This is a genomic window from Bradyrhizobium pachyrhizi (assembly GCF_001189245.1).
Lineage (GTDB): Bacteria > Pseudomonadota > Alphaproteobacteria > Rhizobiales > Xanthobacteraceae > Bradyrhizobium > Bradyrhizobium pachyrhizi.
In genome coordinates, this window is sequence record NZ_LFIQ01000069.1 from 28,780 (window position 1) to 43,034 (window position 14,255).

The following is a 14,255-nucleotide window of genomic DNA, read 5'->3' on the forward strand; positions in this document are numbered from 1 at the left end:
ATGCGAATTGTTTGCGCGACGCCGGGGCCATAACCTGTTTTCGACAACGCATCCCCGTGGTTATGGTCCCGGCCCCCGTGCGCAATTGCGCACTACGCCGGGACGACAGCGGGGGGCTTGTTGAGTGCAATCCTCACATCAGCCGCATGCCCTTGAAGCTGGTATGCCCGTTCTTGCCGACGATGATGTGATCGTGCACGGCGATCCCGAGCGGCTTTGCGATGTCGACGATGGCTTTCGTCATCTGGATGTCGGCCTGCGACGGCGTCGGGTCGCCGGACGGATGGTTGTGCACCAGGATCAGCGCGGTGGCGGACAATTCCAGCGCGCGCTTGATCACCTCGCGCGGATAGACCGGGGTGTGATCGACGGTGCCGGTCTGCTGCACCTCGTCGGCGATCAGCTGGTTGCGCTTGTCGAGGAACAACAGGCGGAACTGCTCCTTGTCTGCGAACGCCATGCCGGTGCGGCAATAGTCGATGACGTCGTTCCAGGACGACAGCGCGATGTTGCGCCTGATCTCGCCCTTGGCGATCCGGCCGGCGGCGGCGGCGAGCAGCTTGAGCTGGTTGATCGAGGCATCCTTGACGCCCTCGACCTCGCGCAGCCGCGCCACCGGCGCGTGCACCACCTCGGCGAACGAGCCGAACTTCTTCAACAGCGCCTTGGCCAACGGCTTGGTGTCGCGGCGCGGGATCGCGGCGAACAGCGCCATTTCCAAGAGTTCATAGTCGGTCAGCGCGTCCGGTCCGGCCGCATAGAAGCGCTCGCGCAGCCGTTCGCGATGGCCGTGATAATGCGGCGTCTCGCTGGCTTCGTCGTCGCTGGTATCGTGCTTGGCGGGCATCGGCCACAACCATGCCGTGCTCGCGGCGATTTGCAAGAGCCGATGCAACTGCCCGGTTTGCCACGATGCTTCGGACGAATTACCGTCGGCTGCAACGGTTCGAGAGCAAGAGGGGGAGGGCGGCGTGACTTCATTCAAGGTGATCCGCTCGCGCGCCGAGAAGCGCAAGGGCGGGCCGAAGGCGCTGGAGAAGCTGCTGCGGCCGCCGGCGGGCGCCAAGGCGCTGGCCAAGCTCGGCGACGACCGCGTGCTGGCCGAGATGACCAGGCGCGTGTTCTGCGCGGGCTTTGCCTGGAGCGTGATCGACGCCAAGTGGCCGGGCTTCGAGGAGGCGTTCCTCGGCTTTCAGCCCGCCAAGCTCGCCTTCAAGCCCGACGAATTCTGGGAGAAGCTCGTCAGCGACGCCAGGATCGTGCGCAACGGCGCCAAGATTATTTCGGTGCGCGACAACGGCCGCTTCGTGCAGGAGATCGCGCGCGAGCACGGCAGCTTCGGCAAATTCCTTGGCGCCTGGCCGTCGTCGGATGAGGTCGGACTGCTGGAGCTATTGGCGAAGCGCGGCAGCCGGCTCGGCGGCAACACCGGACAGATGCTGCTGCGCTTCCTCGGCTGGGACGGCTTCGTCACCTCGCGCGACGTGGTCGCCTGCTTGCGCGATGCCGGCCTCGATATCGCCGAGGAGGTCAAGTCGAAGCGCGATCTCGCCAAGGTGCAGGCGCAGTTCAACGCCTGGGCGGAGGAGACCGGACTGTCCTATCTGCATCTGTCGCGGATCTGCGCGATGTCGATCGGAGAGAACCACACGCCCGAGGAGATCATCGAGCGCACGCGGAGCGATTATTGACGAGGGCAGATTACACTTGGACCCACGGCTTCTCGCCATGGCGCTCGGACAGCGTGAAGATCTCGACGCCGTCGGCAGTGACGCCGACCGAGTGCTCGAACTGCGCCGACAGCGAACGGTCGCGGGTCACCGCGGTCCAGCCGTCGGACAGGATCTTCACATGCGGCTTGCCGAGATTGATCATCGGCTCGATGGTGAAGAACATGCCGGGCTTCAGCGGCGCGCCTTCGCCGGGACGGCCGATATGGATGATGTTCGGCTCGTCGTGGAACAGGCGGCCGAGGCCGTGGCCGCAGAAGTCGCGCACCACGCTCATGCCCTGCGGTTCGACATAGCTCTGGATGGCGTGGCCGATATCGCCGGTGGTGGCGCCGGGCTTCACCGCGGCGATGCCGCGCATCATCGCCTCATAGGTCACCTCGATCAGCCGCTCGGCCTTCCGCGCGATGGCGCCGATCGCATACATGCGGCTGGAGTCGCCGTACCAGCCGTCGACGATGAAGGTGACGTCGACATTGACGATGTCGCCTTCCTTCAGCGGCCGGTCGCCCGGCATGCCGTGGCAGACCACGTGATTGATCGAGGTGCAGGTCGAGTAGCGATAGCCGCGATACATCAGCGTCGCCGGATAGGCGCCGTGGTCGAAGGCGAACTTGCGAACGAACTCGTCGATGACGGAAGTCGGGATGCCCGGCTTGACGATGTCGGTGAGCGCATCGAGGCATTTCGACACCAGGGCGCCCGCCTTGCGCATGCCGGCAAAGCCGCTCGGTCCGTGCAGCTTGATCTGGCCGGTCTTGCGAAGCGAGGTGTCGGTGGCGTCGATATAGCTCATGGGCGGGCTGTTTCTGCGGGCAAGGGGCTGATTTCAGGCCCTAATTTAATGATCGGCGCGCCCGGCGCAAGCCAAGCTTGGGCATGGGGACATGCCCAAACGGCTTGATTTTCAGGCCATATCCGGAACAGCGGCCACCGCTGCTGCGAAAAGACCGTGCGCAGGCGCTAATTGGAGACCTCGACCACGCTCTCGACCGGCAGCGCGCCGCCGCGGATGCGGAGTTCCCGCACCGGGTAGGGCACCCGGATGCCCTCCTGCTTGAAGGCGTCCCACAGCGACAGCATGACGTCGCTCTTCACATTGTCCATGCCGTCGGGGTCGGCGATCCAAAAGGTCAGGGAGAACTTCATCCCAGCCTCGGCGAATTCGGTCAGGATGCAGTTCGGGGTCCAGCCCTTGGTGGCGCGCGGATGGGCCGCCGCGGTCGTGATCGCGAGCTTGCAGACCTGCCGCGGATTGGCGTCGTAATTGGTGGAGAAGGCGATCTTCACCAGCGTGTTCTTGTCGGTATAGGTCCAGTTGGTGACCTTCTGCGTCACCAGGTCCTCGTTCGGGATCAGGAACTCGCGGCCGTCGCCGGCGGCGACCGAGATGTAGCGGGTCTTCATCGCGCTGATCCGGCCCGAATTGTCGCCGATCGTGACGAGATCGCCGGGCTTGACCGATTTGTCGACCAACAGGATCAGGCCGCTGATGAAATTGGCGACGATCTTCTGCAGGCCGAGACCGATGCCGACGCCGGCCGCGCCGGTGAACACCGCGAGCGCGGAGAGGTTGATGCCGACCGCGCCAAGCGCGATCACGATCGCCGTCACCATCAATCCGATACGGATGATCTTGACCAGCAACACCTGGATCGACGGCGTCAGATCGGTGGCGCGGTTGATGCGGCTCTCGGCGAAATTGCCGGCGAGGTTGGTCAGCCACAGCGCCACGATCAGGAGCGCGCCGGCCTTGATCAGCAGCAGCGGGGAAAGCCGCAGGCCGCCGACCACGACCGCATACGCATCCAGCGTGTCGGCCGCCCAATCGAGTTGGCCGATGATGCTGAGCGCGGCGACCAGCCATGCCGCGATCGAGACTGTTTTCACGATGAAGGCGTTGTCGATCACCGAGGTGACGAGGCGGATCACCAGCCAGGCCAGCGCCAGCTTGGCGGAGACCGCGATCAGATAGCTGCGGCTCGGCCAGGTCGCGTGCCACATCACGATGCGGGAGATGATCATCAGGACCGCGAACACGGCGGTAGAAGCGCTCTTCACCATCACGCGGGCGAAGTGCCGGAGCGGCAGCGGCCAGCGCATCGCCAGCGACGACATGTCGACCCGCGCATGAATGGCGGTGTCGGCGGCGTAGGCGAGGCCCGCGGCGGCGAGGATGATGCCGAATTGCAGATAGAACCAGGGCGAGGCGACCTCGGCGCCGACCGAGCGCGCCGCCATTTGAATCGATTCGAGGACGTCCTTCCAGTTCATGTCCATCGGCAAAATCTCAACTCGAAGCGCGGGTCAGCCAAATGTGATTCGAAAGCCCAGCGAGAATCCCACAAAGGCGCGCACGCGACCATCGATACAACACAGTGTCGGGGCGACCTAGGGCTGATGAGACCGGGCACATTGCCGCTTATGTCAGAAATCGGTTGGCGTCCCAGTGTGGCGACGATAAGGATGCAATTGCAAGTATTTGAGACCTCCGAAGGCGCATGGCATCCCTCGACTCCGTCAGTATAGCGATCCTGCTCGGTGCGGTGCTGGTGATGGCCGGCATCCTGTCGAGCCTGCTGGCCTTGCGGTTCGGCGCTCCCTTGCTGCTGGTGTTCTTGCTGGTCGGCATGCTGGCGGGCGATTCCGGCCCCGGCCGGCTGCAGTTCGACGACGTCCGCACCACCTATCTGGTCGGCTCGGTGGCGCTGGCGCTGATCCTGTTCGACGGCGGATTGAAGACGCGGTTCGCCAGCATCCGCACCGTGCTGGCGCCCTCGATGATGCTGGCGACCGCCGGCGTGCTGCTCACCGCGCTGATCACGGCGCCGGTCGCCCGCTTTGTGCTCGACCTCAACTGGACCGAGTCGCTGTTGGTCGGTGCCGTCGTGGCTTCGACGGACGCGGCTGCGGTGTTCCTGCTGGTGCACACCCAGGGCCTGCGCCTGCGCCCGCGCGTCGGCGCGACGCTGGAGGCGGAATCCGGCACCAACGATCCGTTCGCGATCTTCCTCACCTTGATGCTGGTCGAGTTCATCTCGATCGGCCAGAGCTCGGCCACGCACATCGCGCTGGAGTTCATCCAGGAGGCCGTGTTCGGCGCCATCATCGGGGTGATCGGCGGCCGCCTGGTGGTGATCGCGCTGAACTATGTGGCGCTGCCGCAGGGCCTGCATGCGCCGTTCGTCACTACGGCGGCACTGGTGATCTTCGGCGGCTCGCAGATCGTGCATGCCTCGGGATTCCTCGCGGTCTATCTCGCCGGTATCATCATCGGCAACCGGCCGACCCGCGCGCATAATTCGGTGGTGACGTTCCTCGACGCCGCGACCTGGCTGGCTCAGATCGTGATGTTCGTGCTGCTCGGCCTCCTGGTCTCGCCGCATCGCCTGCTCTCCAGCGCCGGCGGCGCCGTGCTGGTGGCGTTCGCGCTGATGCTGGTGGCGCGGCCGCTGGCGGTGCTGATCTGCCTCGCACCGTTCAAGTTCAATTGGCGGGAGAAGGTCTTCATCGCCTGGACCGGCCTGCGCGGCGCGGTCGCGATCTTCCTCGCCTCGATCCCGATGCTGGTCGGTCTGTCGAAGGCCTATCTCTATTTCGATGTCGCCTTCGTCGTCGTCATCATCTCGCTGCTGTTGCAGGGCTGGACGCTGGCGCCGGCGGCGCGGCGGCTGCATGTCGCGCTGCCGCGCGCCGAACGCGGCCCGCGCCGCGTCGAGCTCGATTTGCCCGGCCAACTCGAGCAGCAGCTGGTCGGTTATCCGGTGCGGCCGAAGAGCCTGTACTTCCGCCGCGGGCTGATCCCGTCCTGGTCGAAGCCGACGCTGGTGATCCGCGACGAGCGGATCCTGACGCCGACCGAGGCCGATCCGGTCGCGCCCGGCGACTACATCTATCTGCTGGCGCCGCCGGAGCGCGCCGAGGCGCTCGACCGCTTCTTCGTCGACATGGCGCCGTCGAGCGCGCCCGATCCGCATCTGCTCGGCGACTTCATGGTGTCGGCGGAGCATACGATCGGCGAACTCGCCGAGATCTACGGCGTCAAGGTCGACGAGCACCAGGCCAAGCTGACGCTCGCCGACTATTTCGACATCAATCTCGACCGCGCGCCGAAGGAAGGGGCCGAACTGGCGCTCGGCGAGATCGTGCTGGTGGCGCGCAGCATCAGCGGCGGCCGCGTCAACGTCGTCGGCCTGCGCCTGCCGGAGGAAGAGGAGAAGGTCGCGCCGCAAACGCGGATGCAGATCGTCAAGCGCAAGCTCGCCGATATCTGGGCGTCGGTGGCGGGTGTCTGAGCCGCGCCGTTAGGTCTTGCGCAGGAAGTTCGAATCCGGTGCGAACTTCCTGATCATGTCGGACAGCCCGTCGTCGGCCGGTGGACCGGATGGGCCCTTGGACGCCGCGTCCGGCTTGGCCTCGCCCTTGATTTTCTGACCGGAAATCTCGGCCAGCGCCGCGAGCAGCGTCTCGTCGAGATTATCGGCCGCTGTCTTCGCAGGTGGTGTCGTCGCAGCTGGCGTCTTGGCGGGCGCAGCGGGAGCCGGCGGAGGCGGCGTCGGTGGGGCGGCGGGCCCGACCGCGCGGATTTCGGGCTCGGGCCTTGCCGGCGGTGCTGACTCCGGTGCCGGCTTGGACGCATCCTTGGATGCATCCTTAGGGGTGTCCTTGGGGGCGTCCGCGCGCCGGGCGGCGGCCTCGCCGACGGCGGCGATCAACGATGCTTCGAGGTCGGCGGGCGTGTCGGCCGGCATGGGCGGCGGTGTAGCCGGCATCGGCGGCGGTGTGACCGGCACCGGCGGTGGCCCGGCGGGCTTCGCGTCCCGGGTGGCGCGACCGAACTGCGGTTCCCGCTGGCTCGCCGCCTGCGGCCGGCCGTCGGTGGCCTTGCCCGGCTTGAAGAGACCGGCGCGTTCGGCGGCCATCTTGGCGGAAGCCTCCTCGACCGTGGCGAGCAGGGACGCTTCGAGCGCGTTTGCGCGATTGCTTGGCGAAGTCGCGGGCTTGGCGGCAGGGATGGTCACCTGCTTCGGCTGCGGCGGGGTCGGAAGCGGCGGTGGCCGCGATGCTTCGACTGGTGCGGGCGGCGGCGGGCTCGGCTGACCGTCCCGGGCGCGCGCGATGATGCCGTCGACGATCGCCCCCAGGCGGCCCTTGTCGGGGGCGGCCAAATAGCTCACCGCCAGTTCGTCGACATATTGCGGGCCGTAATCGGCGAGCACATTGGCGATCTGGGCGAGATCAGGATCGCTCTCGACCAGCCGGCGCCAGGCCTCCCCGTCGTAAGTCTCCCGGTCGTAGGCTGCGTCGCCCTTCTGGTCGGGCCAGGCCACCCGGCGCGGCTGACGCTGCCCGGTATCCTGGCCTGCGATCGGGTCGCGGGTCGGCGGTTGCAGCCCGTCGCTGAGGCGCGGCGGGGTAAATCCCGAGGCGCCAGCCGGCACGGCAGCATCGGCCGGACGCCGGCGCCGCTCGTCGACCTGCAGCGCGATCAGGCCGACGCCCATCAGCAGGAAGCCGAGCGCGGCCCACGAAATCGTGGCGCACAGCAGCCCGCCGATCAGCAGCAACACCCAGCCAGTCAGTCGCACAAATTCACCTTTCCCCATGCCCGATCGGACGTCCCGACGCGGGCCTAGCAGACAAGATAGGCTATCTTATGCCGACTTTCGGAAAAACGGCCAGCTACCCGCCCGCCGTCAGCACCTTGACACCGCCGAACGCGGTCACCTGGCCGCGGCGCAGCATCACGATCTGGGTGGCGAGCTGGCGCAGCTCGGCCGCGTCGTGGCTGACATAGACCATCGGGACCCCGGCTTCGTCGCGCAGCCGGACCAGATAGGGCAGGATTTCGAGCTTGCGGCTTTCGTCGAGCGCGCCCAGCGGCTCGTCGAGCAGCAGCAGCCGCGGCTTGGACAGCAGCGCCCGGCCGAGCGCGACGCGCTGGCGCTCGCCGCCGGAGAGCTTTCCGGGTCGGCGGTCGAGCAGGGCGCCGATGTCGAGCAGGTCGACGACGCGCCGGTGTTGGGCGAGATCTTCGGTGAGGCCGTTCATGCGGCGGCCGTAGTCGAGGTTCTGGCGGACATCGAGATGCGGAAACAGCCGCGCGTCCTGGAACACGTAACCGATGCGGCGGCGCCAGCTCGGGACGTGGATGCCGGTCGCGGTATCGTCGACGGTCTCGCCGTCGATCACGATGGTGCCGCGGTCGGGACGCAACAGGCCCGCGATGGTGTTGATCAGCGAGGTCTTGCCGGAGCCGGACGCGCCGAACAGACCGGTGACGCGGCCCTCGCTGGTGAACGAGGCCGCAAGCGAGAACTCGCCGAGCTGCTTGGTGATGTCGACGCGCAGCATGGCTATTGCCCGTGCAGGCGCGCGGTGGCGCGACGCGCGAACACTTCAGCCGCGACCAGTGCGCCGACCGCGAGCACGATCGAGATGATCACGAGCCGCGCGGCGGCGGTGTCGCCATCCGGCGTCTGGATCAGCGAATAGATCGCCGACGAAATGGTCTGGGTCTCGCCGGGAATGTTGGAGACGAAGGTGATGGTCGCGCCGAACTCGCCGATCGCCTTGGCAAAGCCGAGTACCATGCCGGCCAGCACGCCGGGCAGCGCCAGCGGCAGCGTCACCGTTGCGAACACCCGCCACGGCGCGGCGCCGAGCGTCTCGGCCGCCTGCTCGAGGCGGCGGTCGACGGCTTCGATCGAGAGACGGATCGGGCGCACCAGGAGCGGAAACGACATCACGCCGCAGGCGAGTGCCGCGCCGGTCCAGCGGAACGCGAACACAATGCCGAGATGGTCGGCCAGCCAGCCGCCGACCAGGCCGCGCCTGCCGAAGGTCAGCAGCAGCAGATAGCCGGTGACGACGGGCGGCAGCACCAGCGGCAGATGCACGGCGGCATCGAGCAGCGACTTGCCCCAGAAATCGCGCCGCGCCAGCAGCCAGGCAAGCGCTACCCCGAACGGGGTCGCCACCAGTGTTGCGATGACGGCGACCCGCAGCGACAGCAGGATCGCCGTCCATTCGGCCGGCGAGATCTCGAACACGCTTAGGTCGTCGGGCTGATCAGGAACTTGAAGCCGTATTTCTCGAGGATCGTCTTCGCCGCGGACGAGCGCAGGAAGGCAAGGTACTCGGCGGCCTCCGGCTTCGCGGTCGTGGTCGCCGCGACCGGATAGATGATCGCCGGATGGGTGTCGGCCGGGAAGGTGCCGACGATCTTGACGCCCGGCTCGACCTTGGCGTCGGTCGAATAGACGATGCCGAGCACGGCTTCGCCGCGCGCCACCAGCGTCAATGCCGCGCGCACGCTCTCGGCCATCGCGAATTTCGGCTCCGCCGCCTGCCAGGCGCCGAGCTTTTCCAGCGCAGCCTTGGCGTATTTGCCGACCGGCACCGCCTTGACGTCGCCGGTCGCGATCCTGCCGTCGCCGGCGAGCTTGGCGAGATCGAAGCCCGGTCCGATGTTGACGTTGTCGATCTTGGAATCCTTCGGCGCGATCAGCACGATCGAGTTGCCGAGCAGGTTCACCCGCGTCGCTTCATTGATGTTCTTCTGCTTGATCGCATAGTCCATCCAGTCGGTGTCGGCGGAGACGAACACGTCGGCCGGCGCGCCCTGCTCGATCTGTTTTGCCAATGCCGAGCTCGCGGCATAGCTGGCGGTGATCTTGACGCCGGTCTTGGCGGTATAGGCTGCATCGATGTCGTCGAGCGCGTTCTTCATCGAGGCGGCGGCAAACACGGTGAGCGTCTTGTCCTCCGCGCTCGCGGGCGAATGCAGCGCGCCGAGCAGGATGACGAAGGCGGTGAAAAGTCCGGCAAGTCGTGACATGGAAAGCGCTCCGTGCGAGTTCACGCGCGAACGGGCGCGCAAATCAGGCGTTGAGTGGGGTCTGGCCTGCGACGGACGGAAGCGCTGTTCCGCTGGGTCCCCGATGGACTTACGGTCCTCAGGGATATCGCACTGCAAACATAGCAGGCTGGGGCTTACGGTAAAGGCGACCGTTTGTCTAACCGTTCGTCCTATTCATCCGCCGGCTGGATCGCGATCGACAGCGAGTTCTCTTTTGAGCCGCTGACCTGCAGCACGAAGGGGCTGGCGGCGAGGTCATATTTCACGGTCTTGCGGATACCGTCGCAATCGGTCGCGCCGCTGAACGCCTTTGGCTTCAGGACATGCCCGTCCTGCACCAGGTCGACCCAGGCCCCGGCCGACAGGCTGACGGTATAGAGTCCGGCCTTCGGCGCGGCCTTGAAGCTGGTGAAACCGGCGAAGGTGCCCTCCTTCGGCGCGCGCTCCGGCGGCGTCGGCAATTTGGCGTCGCCGGGGGCCACCAGCGCCAGCGTGATCGCGGTCGCCGGCAGCGCCGTCTGCTCGCTCCCCGATACGACCTTGGCGCGATCGGACGCGGTCAGCGCGGCGCGTGCGCGCTCGATCGACCATTTGAACTTGTCACAGCCGCTCGGCTCCTCCGCCGCGAAAGCGGAAGTCGAGACGAGCACGAGCGATGCGGCGAGGAGCGATTTGCGCATGTCTGGTCCATTCATGATGACGGATAAATAGATCAGCCGCCCCGATCCACCGCCCGCACGCGCTTACGGCGCGACGGCAGGAGATCATATCGCAGTTCGAGCCGGCCGGCATAGCCGCCTGACAAAGATGTTATTGCCCTGGCAGCTGCTGTTTCGCGTCGGGGGCGTTCAGCACCGTCCTGCAGTCAGCCGGCATCTGCGCCAGCGTCATCGGCGGGCGGGGTTTCGGCGGCTTCGGCGGAGGCTTCGGGTGCAGCACCGAATCCTTGAACCAGAAGGCGAGATCAGACGGCTTGCAGCCTTCGCCCTCCGCTTGCGGCTTCTGTCCCTCGCAGCCAGGGCTGCCGGGCGGACATCGCATGCGAATGTGGAAGTGGTAGTCGTGGCCCCACCACGGCCGGATCTTCGACAGCCAGCCGCGATCGCCCTTGGCCTCGCGGCACAGCGCCTTCTTGATCGCGGGATTGACGAAGATGCGCTGCACCGCCGGCTCCCGCGCCGCGTCGCGGATGACGAGCACGTGGCCCGGCGTGAAGACGCGCGGATCGATGTCGAGCCGGTCGTCGCGCACCATCATCACCGCCGACATCTCCTCGCGGTCCTCGCGCGACAATTTGCGATCGGGCATCGGCGTCAGCCAGACGTCGGCGTCGAGTCCGATCTGGTGGCTGGCGTGACCGGAGAGCGCGGGGCCGCCGCGCGGCTGGCCGATATCGCCGACCAGGATGCCCGGCCAGCCGGCGTCCTTGTGCGCGTTGGCCGCCAGCCGCTTCAGCAGCGCGATCATGTTGGGGTGACCCCAGTAGCGGTTGCGCGACAGGCGCATCACCTGCCAGGTCTCGCCGTTGAGCGGCATCTGCGCGGCGCCGGCGAGACAACCCTTGGTGTAGCCGCCGATCGACCGGGTCGGCAACGCCGCCGGCAAAACCTTGCGCGCGAACAGCTGCTTCGCCCCGATCTTCGGATCGTCAGGGTTGGCGAGCGGCGGCAGCGGCTGTGGATTGAGCGAGCCCCTGTCCTGCGCCCGCGCGGAGATGGTGCAGGCGACGAGGGCTAAGATCAGGAGTGGGAACAGACGCAGGCGGGGTGTCATTCGGATCACTCTGTCGGCGCAAGGCTAGCATGGATTCGGAGCAGGCGGACCGCGCTTTCATCCCATTCGCTTGATCGCCCACAGGGTGGATTAAGATTACCCGCGGCTTCCAGGCTCCGATGTGAGCCACGCCACTTTACAAGCGCACGTTGTGGGCGACATCATGTCCGCAATAATTTCAGGGTAGGCGTTATTGTGACAAGCGTATCGTGCGTACGGCTGGCGTTTGCCGCCGCGATTGCCGCGCCGATTTTGGCGCTCTCGCCGGCGCGGGCCGACGTCGTCGTTCACATCGATAAATCATCGCAGCGCATGGCGGTCAGCGTCGACGGCGCGAGACGCTACAACTGGCCGGTGTCGACCGGCCGCCGCGGCTATGGCACGCCGAGTGGAGTCTTTCGTCCGCAGATGCTGGCGCGCCGCTGGTACTCGAAGAAGTACTATAACTCGCCGATGCCGCACTCGATCTTCTTCCACCGCGGCTTTGCCATCCATGGAACATACGAACTCACGCGTCTTGGCGGGCCGGCCTCGCATGGCTGCGTGCGCCTGCATCCCTCGCACGCAGCCCAGCTCTATGGGCTGGTCGAGCGCAACGGCCGCAGCGGCACGCGGATCGAGATCACCAACTAAGGTATGATCCGGCAAAATCCGAAGGCTGAGGCGCGTCGCACTTTAACCGCGCGATAACCCTGCCGCACGCTGACGAACATTGATGCGCTTGAAGCGTCTTCGGCGCATTCAATGTGCAATCGCGCGCCGGTTTACGCTTCCTTCACCAAGCGCCGGCGCTTCCATGCTGCGAATCTGTGCCGTGCGCCGCTGGCGCGCCGGGAGCAGACTCGCGCCCGGCGTGAATTCGCCTGCAAAGCAGGCATGCAAGGGCTTCTCAGGCAGCGCAGCTACGCGCCAAGAGATACCAATTTTTCAGAGACTTATCGCAGATATATCGCCGAACTGGAATGCGCGTGGGGCGTGCGATACCGATGATGCGGCCGAAGAAAAACACCAAGAAACCGAACCAGGCCAAACTGTCCCGTCCTCGGGGCCGTCGTCCCACGCCGATGCCGAAAGTGTCGGGCAGATCGCGCCGCCCCGCGGTCGAGGTCGGCGAACTGGTGCGCCAGCGCGCGCAGGCCGAGGCCGCGATCGCCGAGGCGCGCAAATCCAACGCGCGGCTGCGTGAGGCGATCGACATCCTGCCGCAGGGCATCGTGTTCCTGGACCACGAAGGCCGTTACACGCTCTGGAACAAGAAATACTCGGAAATCTACAAGCGCAGCTCCGATCTGTTCGAGCACGGTGCGCGTCTCGAAGACACCATCCGTATCGGCGTCGCGCGCGGCGATTATCCCGAGGCAGCCGGCCGCGAGGAAGAGTGGATCGCCGAGCGGCTCAAGAAGATGTACCAGCCCGGCGCGCGGCACGAGCAGGTGCTGGCCGACGGCCGCGTGGTGCTGATCGAGGAGCGGCTGACCTCGGACGGCGGCATCGTCGGCTTGCGCGTCGACATCACCGAACTGAAGCAGCGCGAGGCGTCGTTCCGCCTGCTGTTCGACGGCAATCCGGTGCCGATGATCCTGTGCGCGCTCGACGGCGAGCGGATCCTCGCCGTCAACGACGCCGCGATCGCACATTACGGCTACGTCCGCGCCGAATTCGAGCGGATGACGATCAGGAGCCTGCAGGCGTTCGATGCCGAGCTGCCTTGGGCGGCGGGCCGCAGCAGCGACGAGCAGGCGGCGCGGACCTGGAAGCATGTGCGCGCCGACGGCACGCTGATCGACCTTGCGATCTATTCGCGCCAGCTGATGCATGGCGACCAGCCGGCGATGCTGCTCGCGCTGATGGACATCACGGAACGCAAGCGCGCCGAGGCGCGGCTCGCCTTCATGGCCCAGCACGACAGCTTGACCGGCCTGCCCAACCGCAATCTGCTACGCCAGCAGATGGACGAGATGCTGCAGCACACCCGCCGCTCCACCGACAAGGTCGCGGTGCTGATGCTAGGTCTCGACAATTTCAAGGCGGTCAACGAGACGCTCGGTCACGGCATCGGCGACAAGCTGCTGCGCGCGGTGGCAAAGCGCCTGCGCTCGACGCTGCGCGAGGAAGATGCGCTGGCCCGTCTCAACTCCGATGAGTTCACCATCGTGCAGGGCGGCGTGATGCGGCCTGAGGACGCGGTGCTGCTGGCGCGGCGGATCTTGGATGCGATCGGCGAGCCCTATCTGCTCGAGGGGCACTCGGTGGTGATCGGCGCCAGCATCGGGATCGCGATGTCGCCCGGCGACGGCGAGGATTCCGAAAAGCTGTTGAAGAGCGCCGACATGGCCTTGTCGCGCGCCAAGAGCGAATTCCGCGGCACCTTCTCCTTCTTCGAGGCGGAGATGGACGCGCGCGCCCAAAGCCGCCGCAAGATCGAGATCGACCTGCGCGATGCGATCCAGAACGAAGATCTACGGCCCTATTACCAGCCGCTGGTCGATCTTGCGACCGGGCGCATCACCGGCTTCGAGGCGCTGGTGCGCTGGCCGCATCCGGAGCGCGGCATGATCTCGCCGGGCGAGTTCATCCCGGTGGCGGAGGAGACCGGGCTGATCAATCCGTTGGGCGCGCTGATGCTGCATCGTGCCTGCATGGACGCGGCGCAATGGCCTGACGACGTGCGCGTCGCGGTCAATCTGTCGCCGCTGCAATTCCGCACCGGCAATCTGCTGGCGCTGGTCACCGACGCGCTGCGGCAATCCGGCCTGCCGGCGCGGCGGCTCGAGCTCGAGATCACCGAGACGCTGCTGCTCGAGAAGAGTAGCCAGGTGCTGGCGACGCTGCATGCGCTGCGCGCGCTCGGGGTGCGGATGTCGATGGACGATTTCGGCACCGGCTATTCC

General features: G+C 66.5%; 13 protein-coding genes. 4 read left to right on the top strand and 9 right to left on the bottom strand.

Annotated features, from left to right (window positions below; all coding sequences use genetic code 11):
- Positions 1–133: 133 nt before the first annotated feature.
- Positions 134–847, bottom strand: coding sequence for a RadC family protein (gene radC, locus AKL29_RS14400; RefSeq protein ID WP_050384657.1), 714 nt, complete (start codon positions 845–847; stop codon positions 134–136).
- Between the two features lie 124 nt (positions 848–971).
- Here radC and AKL29_RS14405 point away from each other — a divergent pair, with 124 nt between their 5' ends.
- On the top strand, positions 972–1,691 hold the full coding sequence (locus AKL29_RS14405) for a DNA-3-methyladenine glycosylase I (RefSeq protein WP_050384658.1): 720 nt from the start codon (positions 972–974) through the stop codon (positions 1,689–1,691).
- Between the two features lie 10 nt (positions 1,692–1,701).
- Here the strand turns inward: AKL29_RS14405 and map are convergent, their stop codons facing one another.
- Positions 1,702–2,526 carry a type I methionyl aminopeptidase gene (gene map / locus AKL29_RS14410; protein WP_016844429.1) on the bottom strand — a complete coding sequence of 275 codons (825 nt, stop codon included), beginning with the start codon at positions 2,524–2,526 and terminating at the stop codon, positions 1,702–1,704.
- Between the two features lie 167 nt (positions 2,527–2,693).
- Complete coding sequence (locus tag AKL29_RS14415; protein WP_050384659.1) at positions 2,694–4,010, bottom strand: mechanosensitive ion channel family protein; 1,317 nt, start codon at positions 4,008–4,010, stop codon at positions 2,694–2,696.
- Between the two features lie 221 nt (positions 4,011–4,231).
- Between AKL29_RS14415 and AKL29_RS14420 the strand changes: the two genes are divergently transcribed.
- Positions 4,232–6,025: a potassium/proton antiporter gene (locus AKL29_RS14420; RefSeq protein ID WP_050384660.1), complete on the top strand. Its 1,794-nt coding sequence runs from the start codon at positions 4,232–4,234 to the stop codon at positions 6,023–6,025.
- Between the two features lie 9 nt (positions 6,026–6,034).
- Here AKL29_RS14420 and AKL29_RS14425 read toward each other — a convergent pair whose 3' ends face one another.
- The 6 genes from AKL29_RS14425 to mepA all read right to left on the bottom strand — a co-directional run bounded on the left by AKL29_RS14425 (position 6,035) and on the right by mepA (position 11,364).
- Positions 6,035–7,318: a hypothetical protein gene (locus AKL29_RS14425; protein WP_152977595.1), complete on the bottom strand. Its 1,284-nt coding sequence runs from the start codon at positions 7,316–7,318 to the stop codon at positions 6,035–6,037.
- Positions 7,319–7,412: 94 nt separating this feature from the next.
- On the bottom strand, positions 7,413–8,084 hold the full coding sequence (modC, locus tag AKL29_RS14430) for a molybdenum ABC transporter ATP-binding protein (protein WP_050384662.1): 672 nt from the start codon (positions 8,082–8,084) through the stop codon (positions 7,413–7,415).
- A 2-nt stretch (positions 8,085–8,086) separates the two neighbouring features.
- Positions 8,087–8,782, bottom strand: coding sequence for a molybdate ABC transporter permease subunit (gene modB / locus AKL29_RS14435; protein ID WP_028335888.1), 696 nt, complete (start codon positions 8,780–8,782; stop codon positions 8,087–8,089).
- Between the two features lie 2 nt (positions 8,783–8,784).
- Positions 8,785–9,570, bottom strand: a complete 786-nt coding sequence (gene modA / locus AKL29_RS14440) for a molybdate ABC transporter substrate-binding protein (RefSeq protein ID WP_028335887.1) — start codon at positions 9,568–9,570, stop codon at positions 8,785–8,787.
- A gap of 191 nt (positions 9,571–9,761) precedes the next feature.
- Positions 9,762–10,271 carry a hypothetical protein gene (locus AKL29_RS14445; protein WP_028335886.1) on the bottom strand — a complete coding sequence of 170 codons (510 nt, stop codon included), beginning with the start codon at positions 10,269–10,271 and terminating at the stop codon, positions 9,762–9,764.
- 130 nt (positions 10,272–10,401) lie between these two features.
- Positions 10,402–11,364 (bottom strand): penicillin-insensitive murein endopeptidase, encoded by a 963-nt coding sequence (gene mepA, locus AKL29_RS14450; RefSeq protein ID WP_050384663.1) that lies wholly within the window; start codon positions 11,362–11,364, stop codon positions 10,402–10,404.
- Positions 11,365–11,559: 195 nt separating this feature from the next.
- On the opposite strand from mepA, the gene AKL29_RS14455 reads away from it, so the two are divergent.
- Together AKL29_RS14455 and AKL29_RS14460 are read left to right on the top strand one after the other, a co-directional pair.
- Entirely contained in the window at positions 11,560–11,997 is a 438-nt protein-coding gene (locus AKL29_RS14455; protein WP_244482032.1) for a L,D-transpeptidase, read from the top strand.
- Positions 11,998–12,353: 356 nt separating this feature from the next.
- Positions 12,354–14,255: sensor domain-containing protein (locus tag AKL29_RS14460; RefSeq protein WP_430648874.1), on the top strand; the 1,902-nt coding region annotated here is incomplete at its 3' end.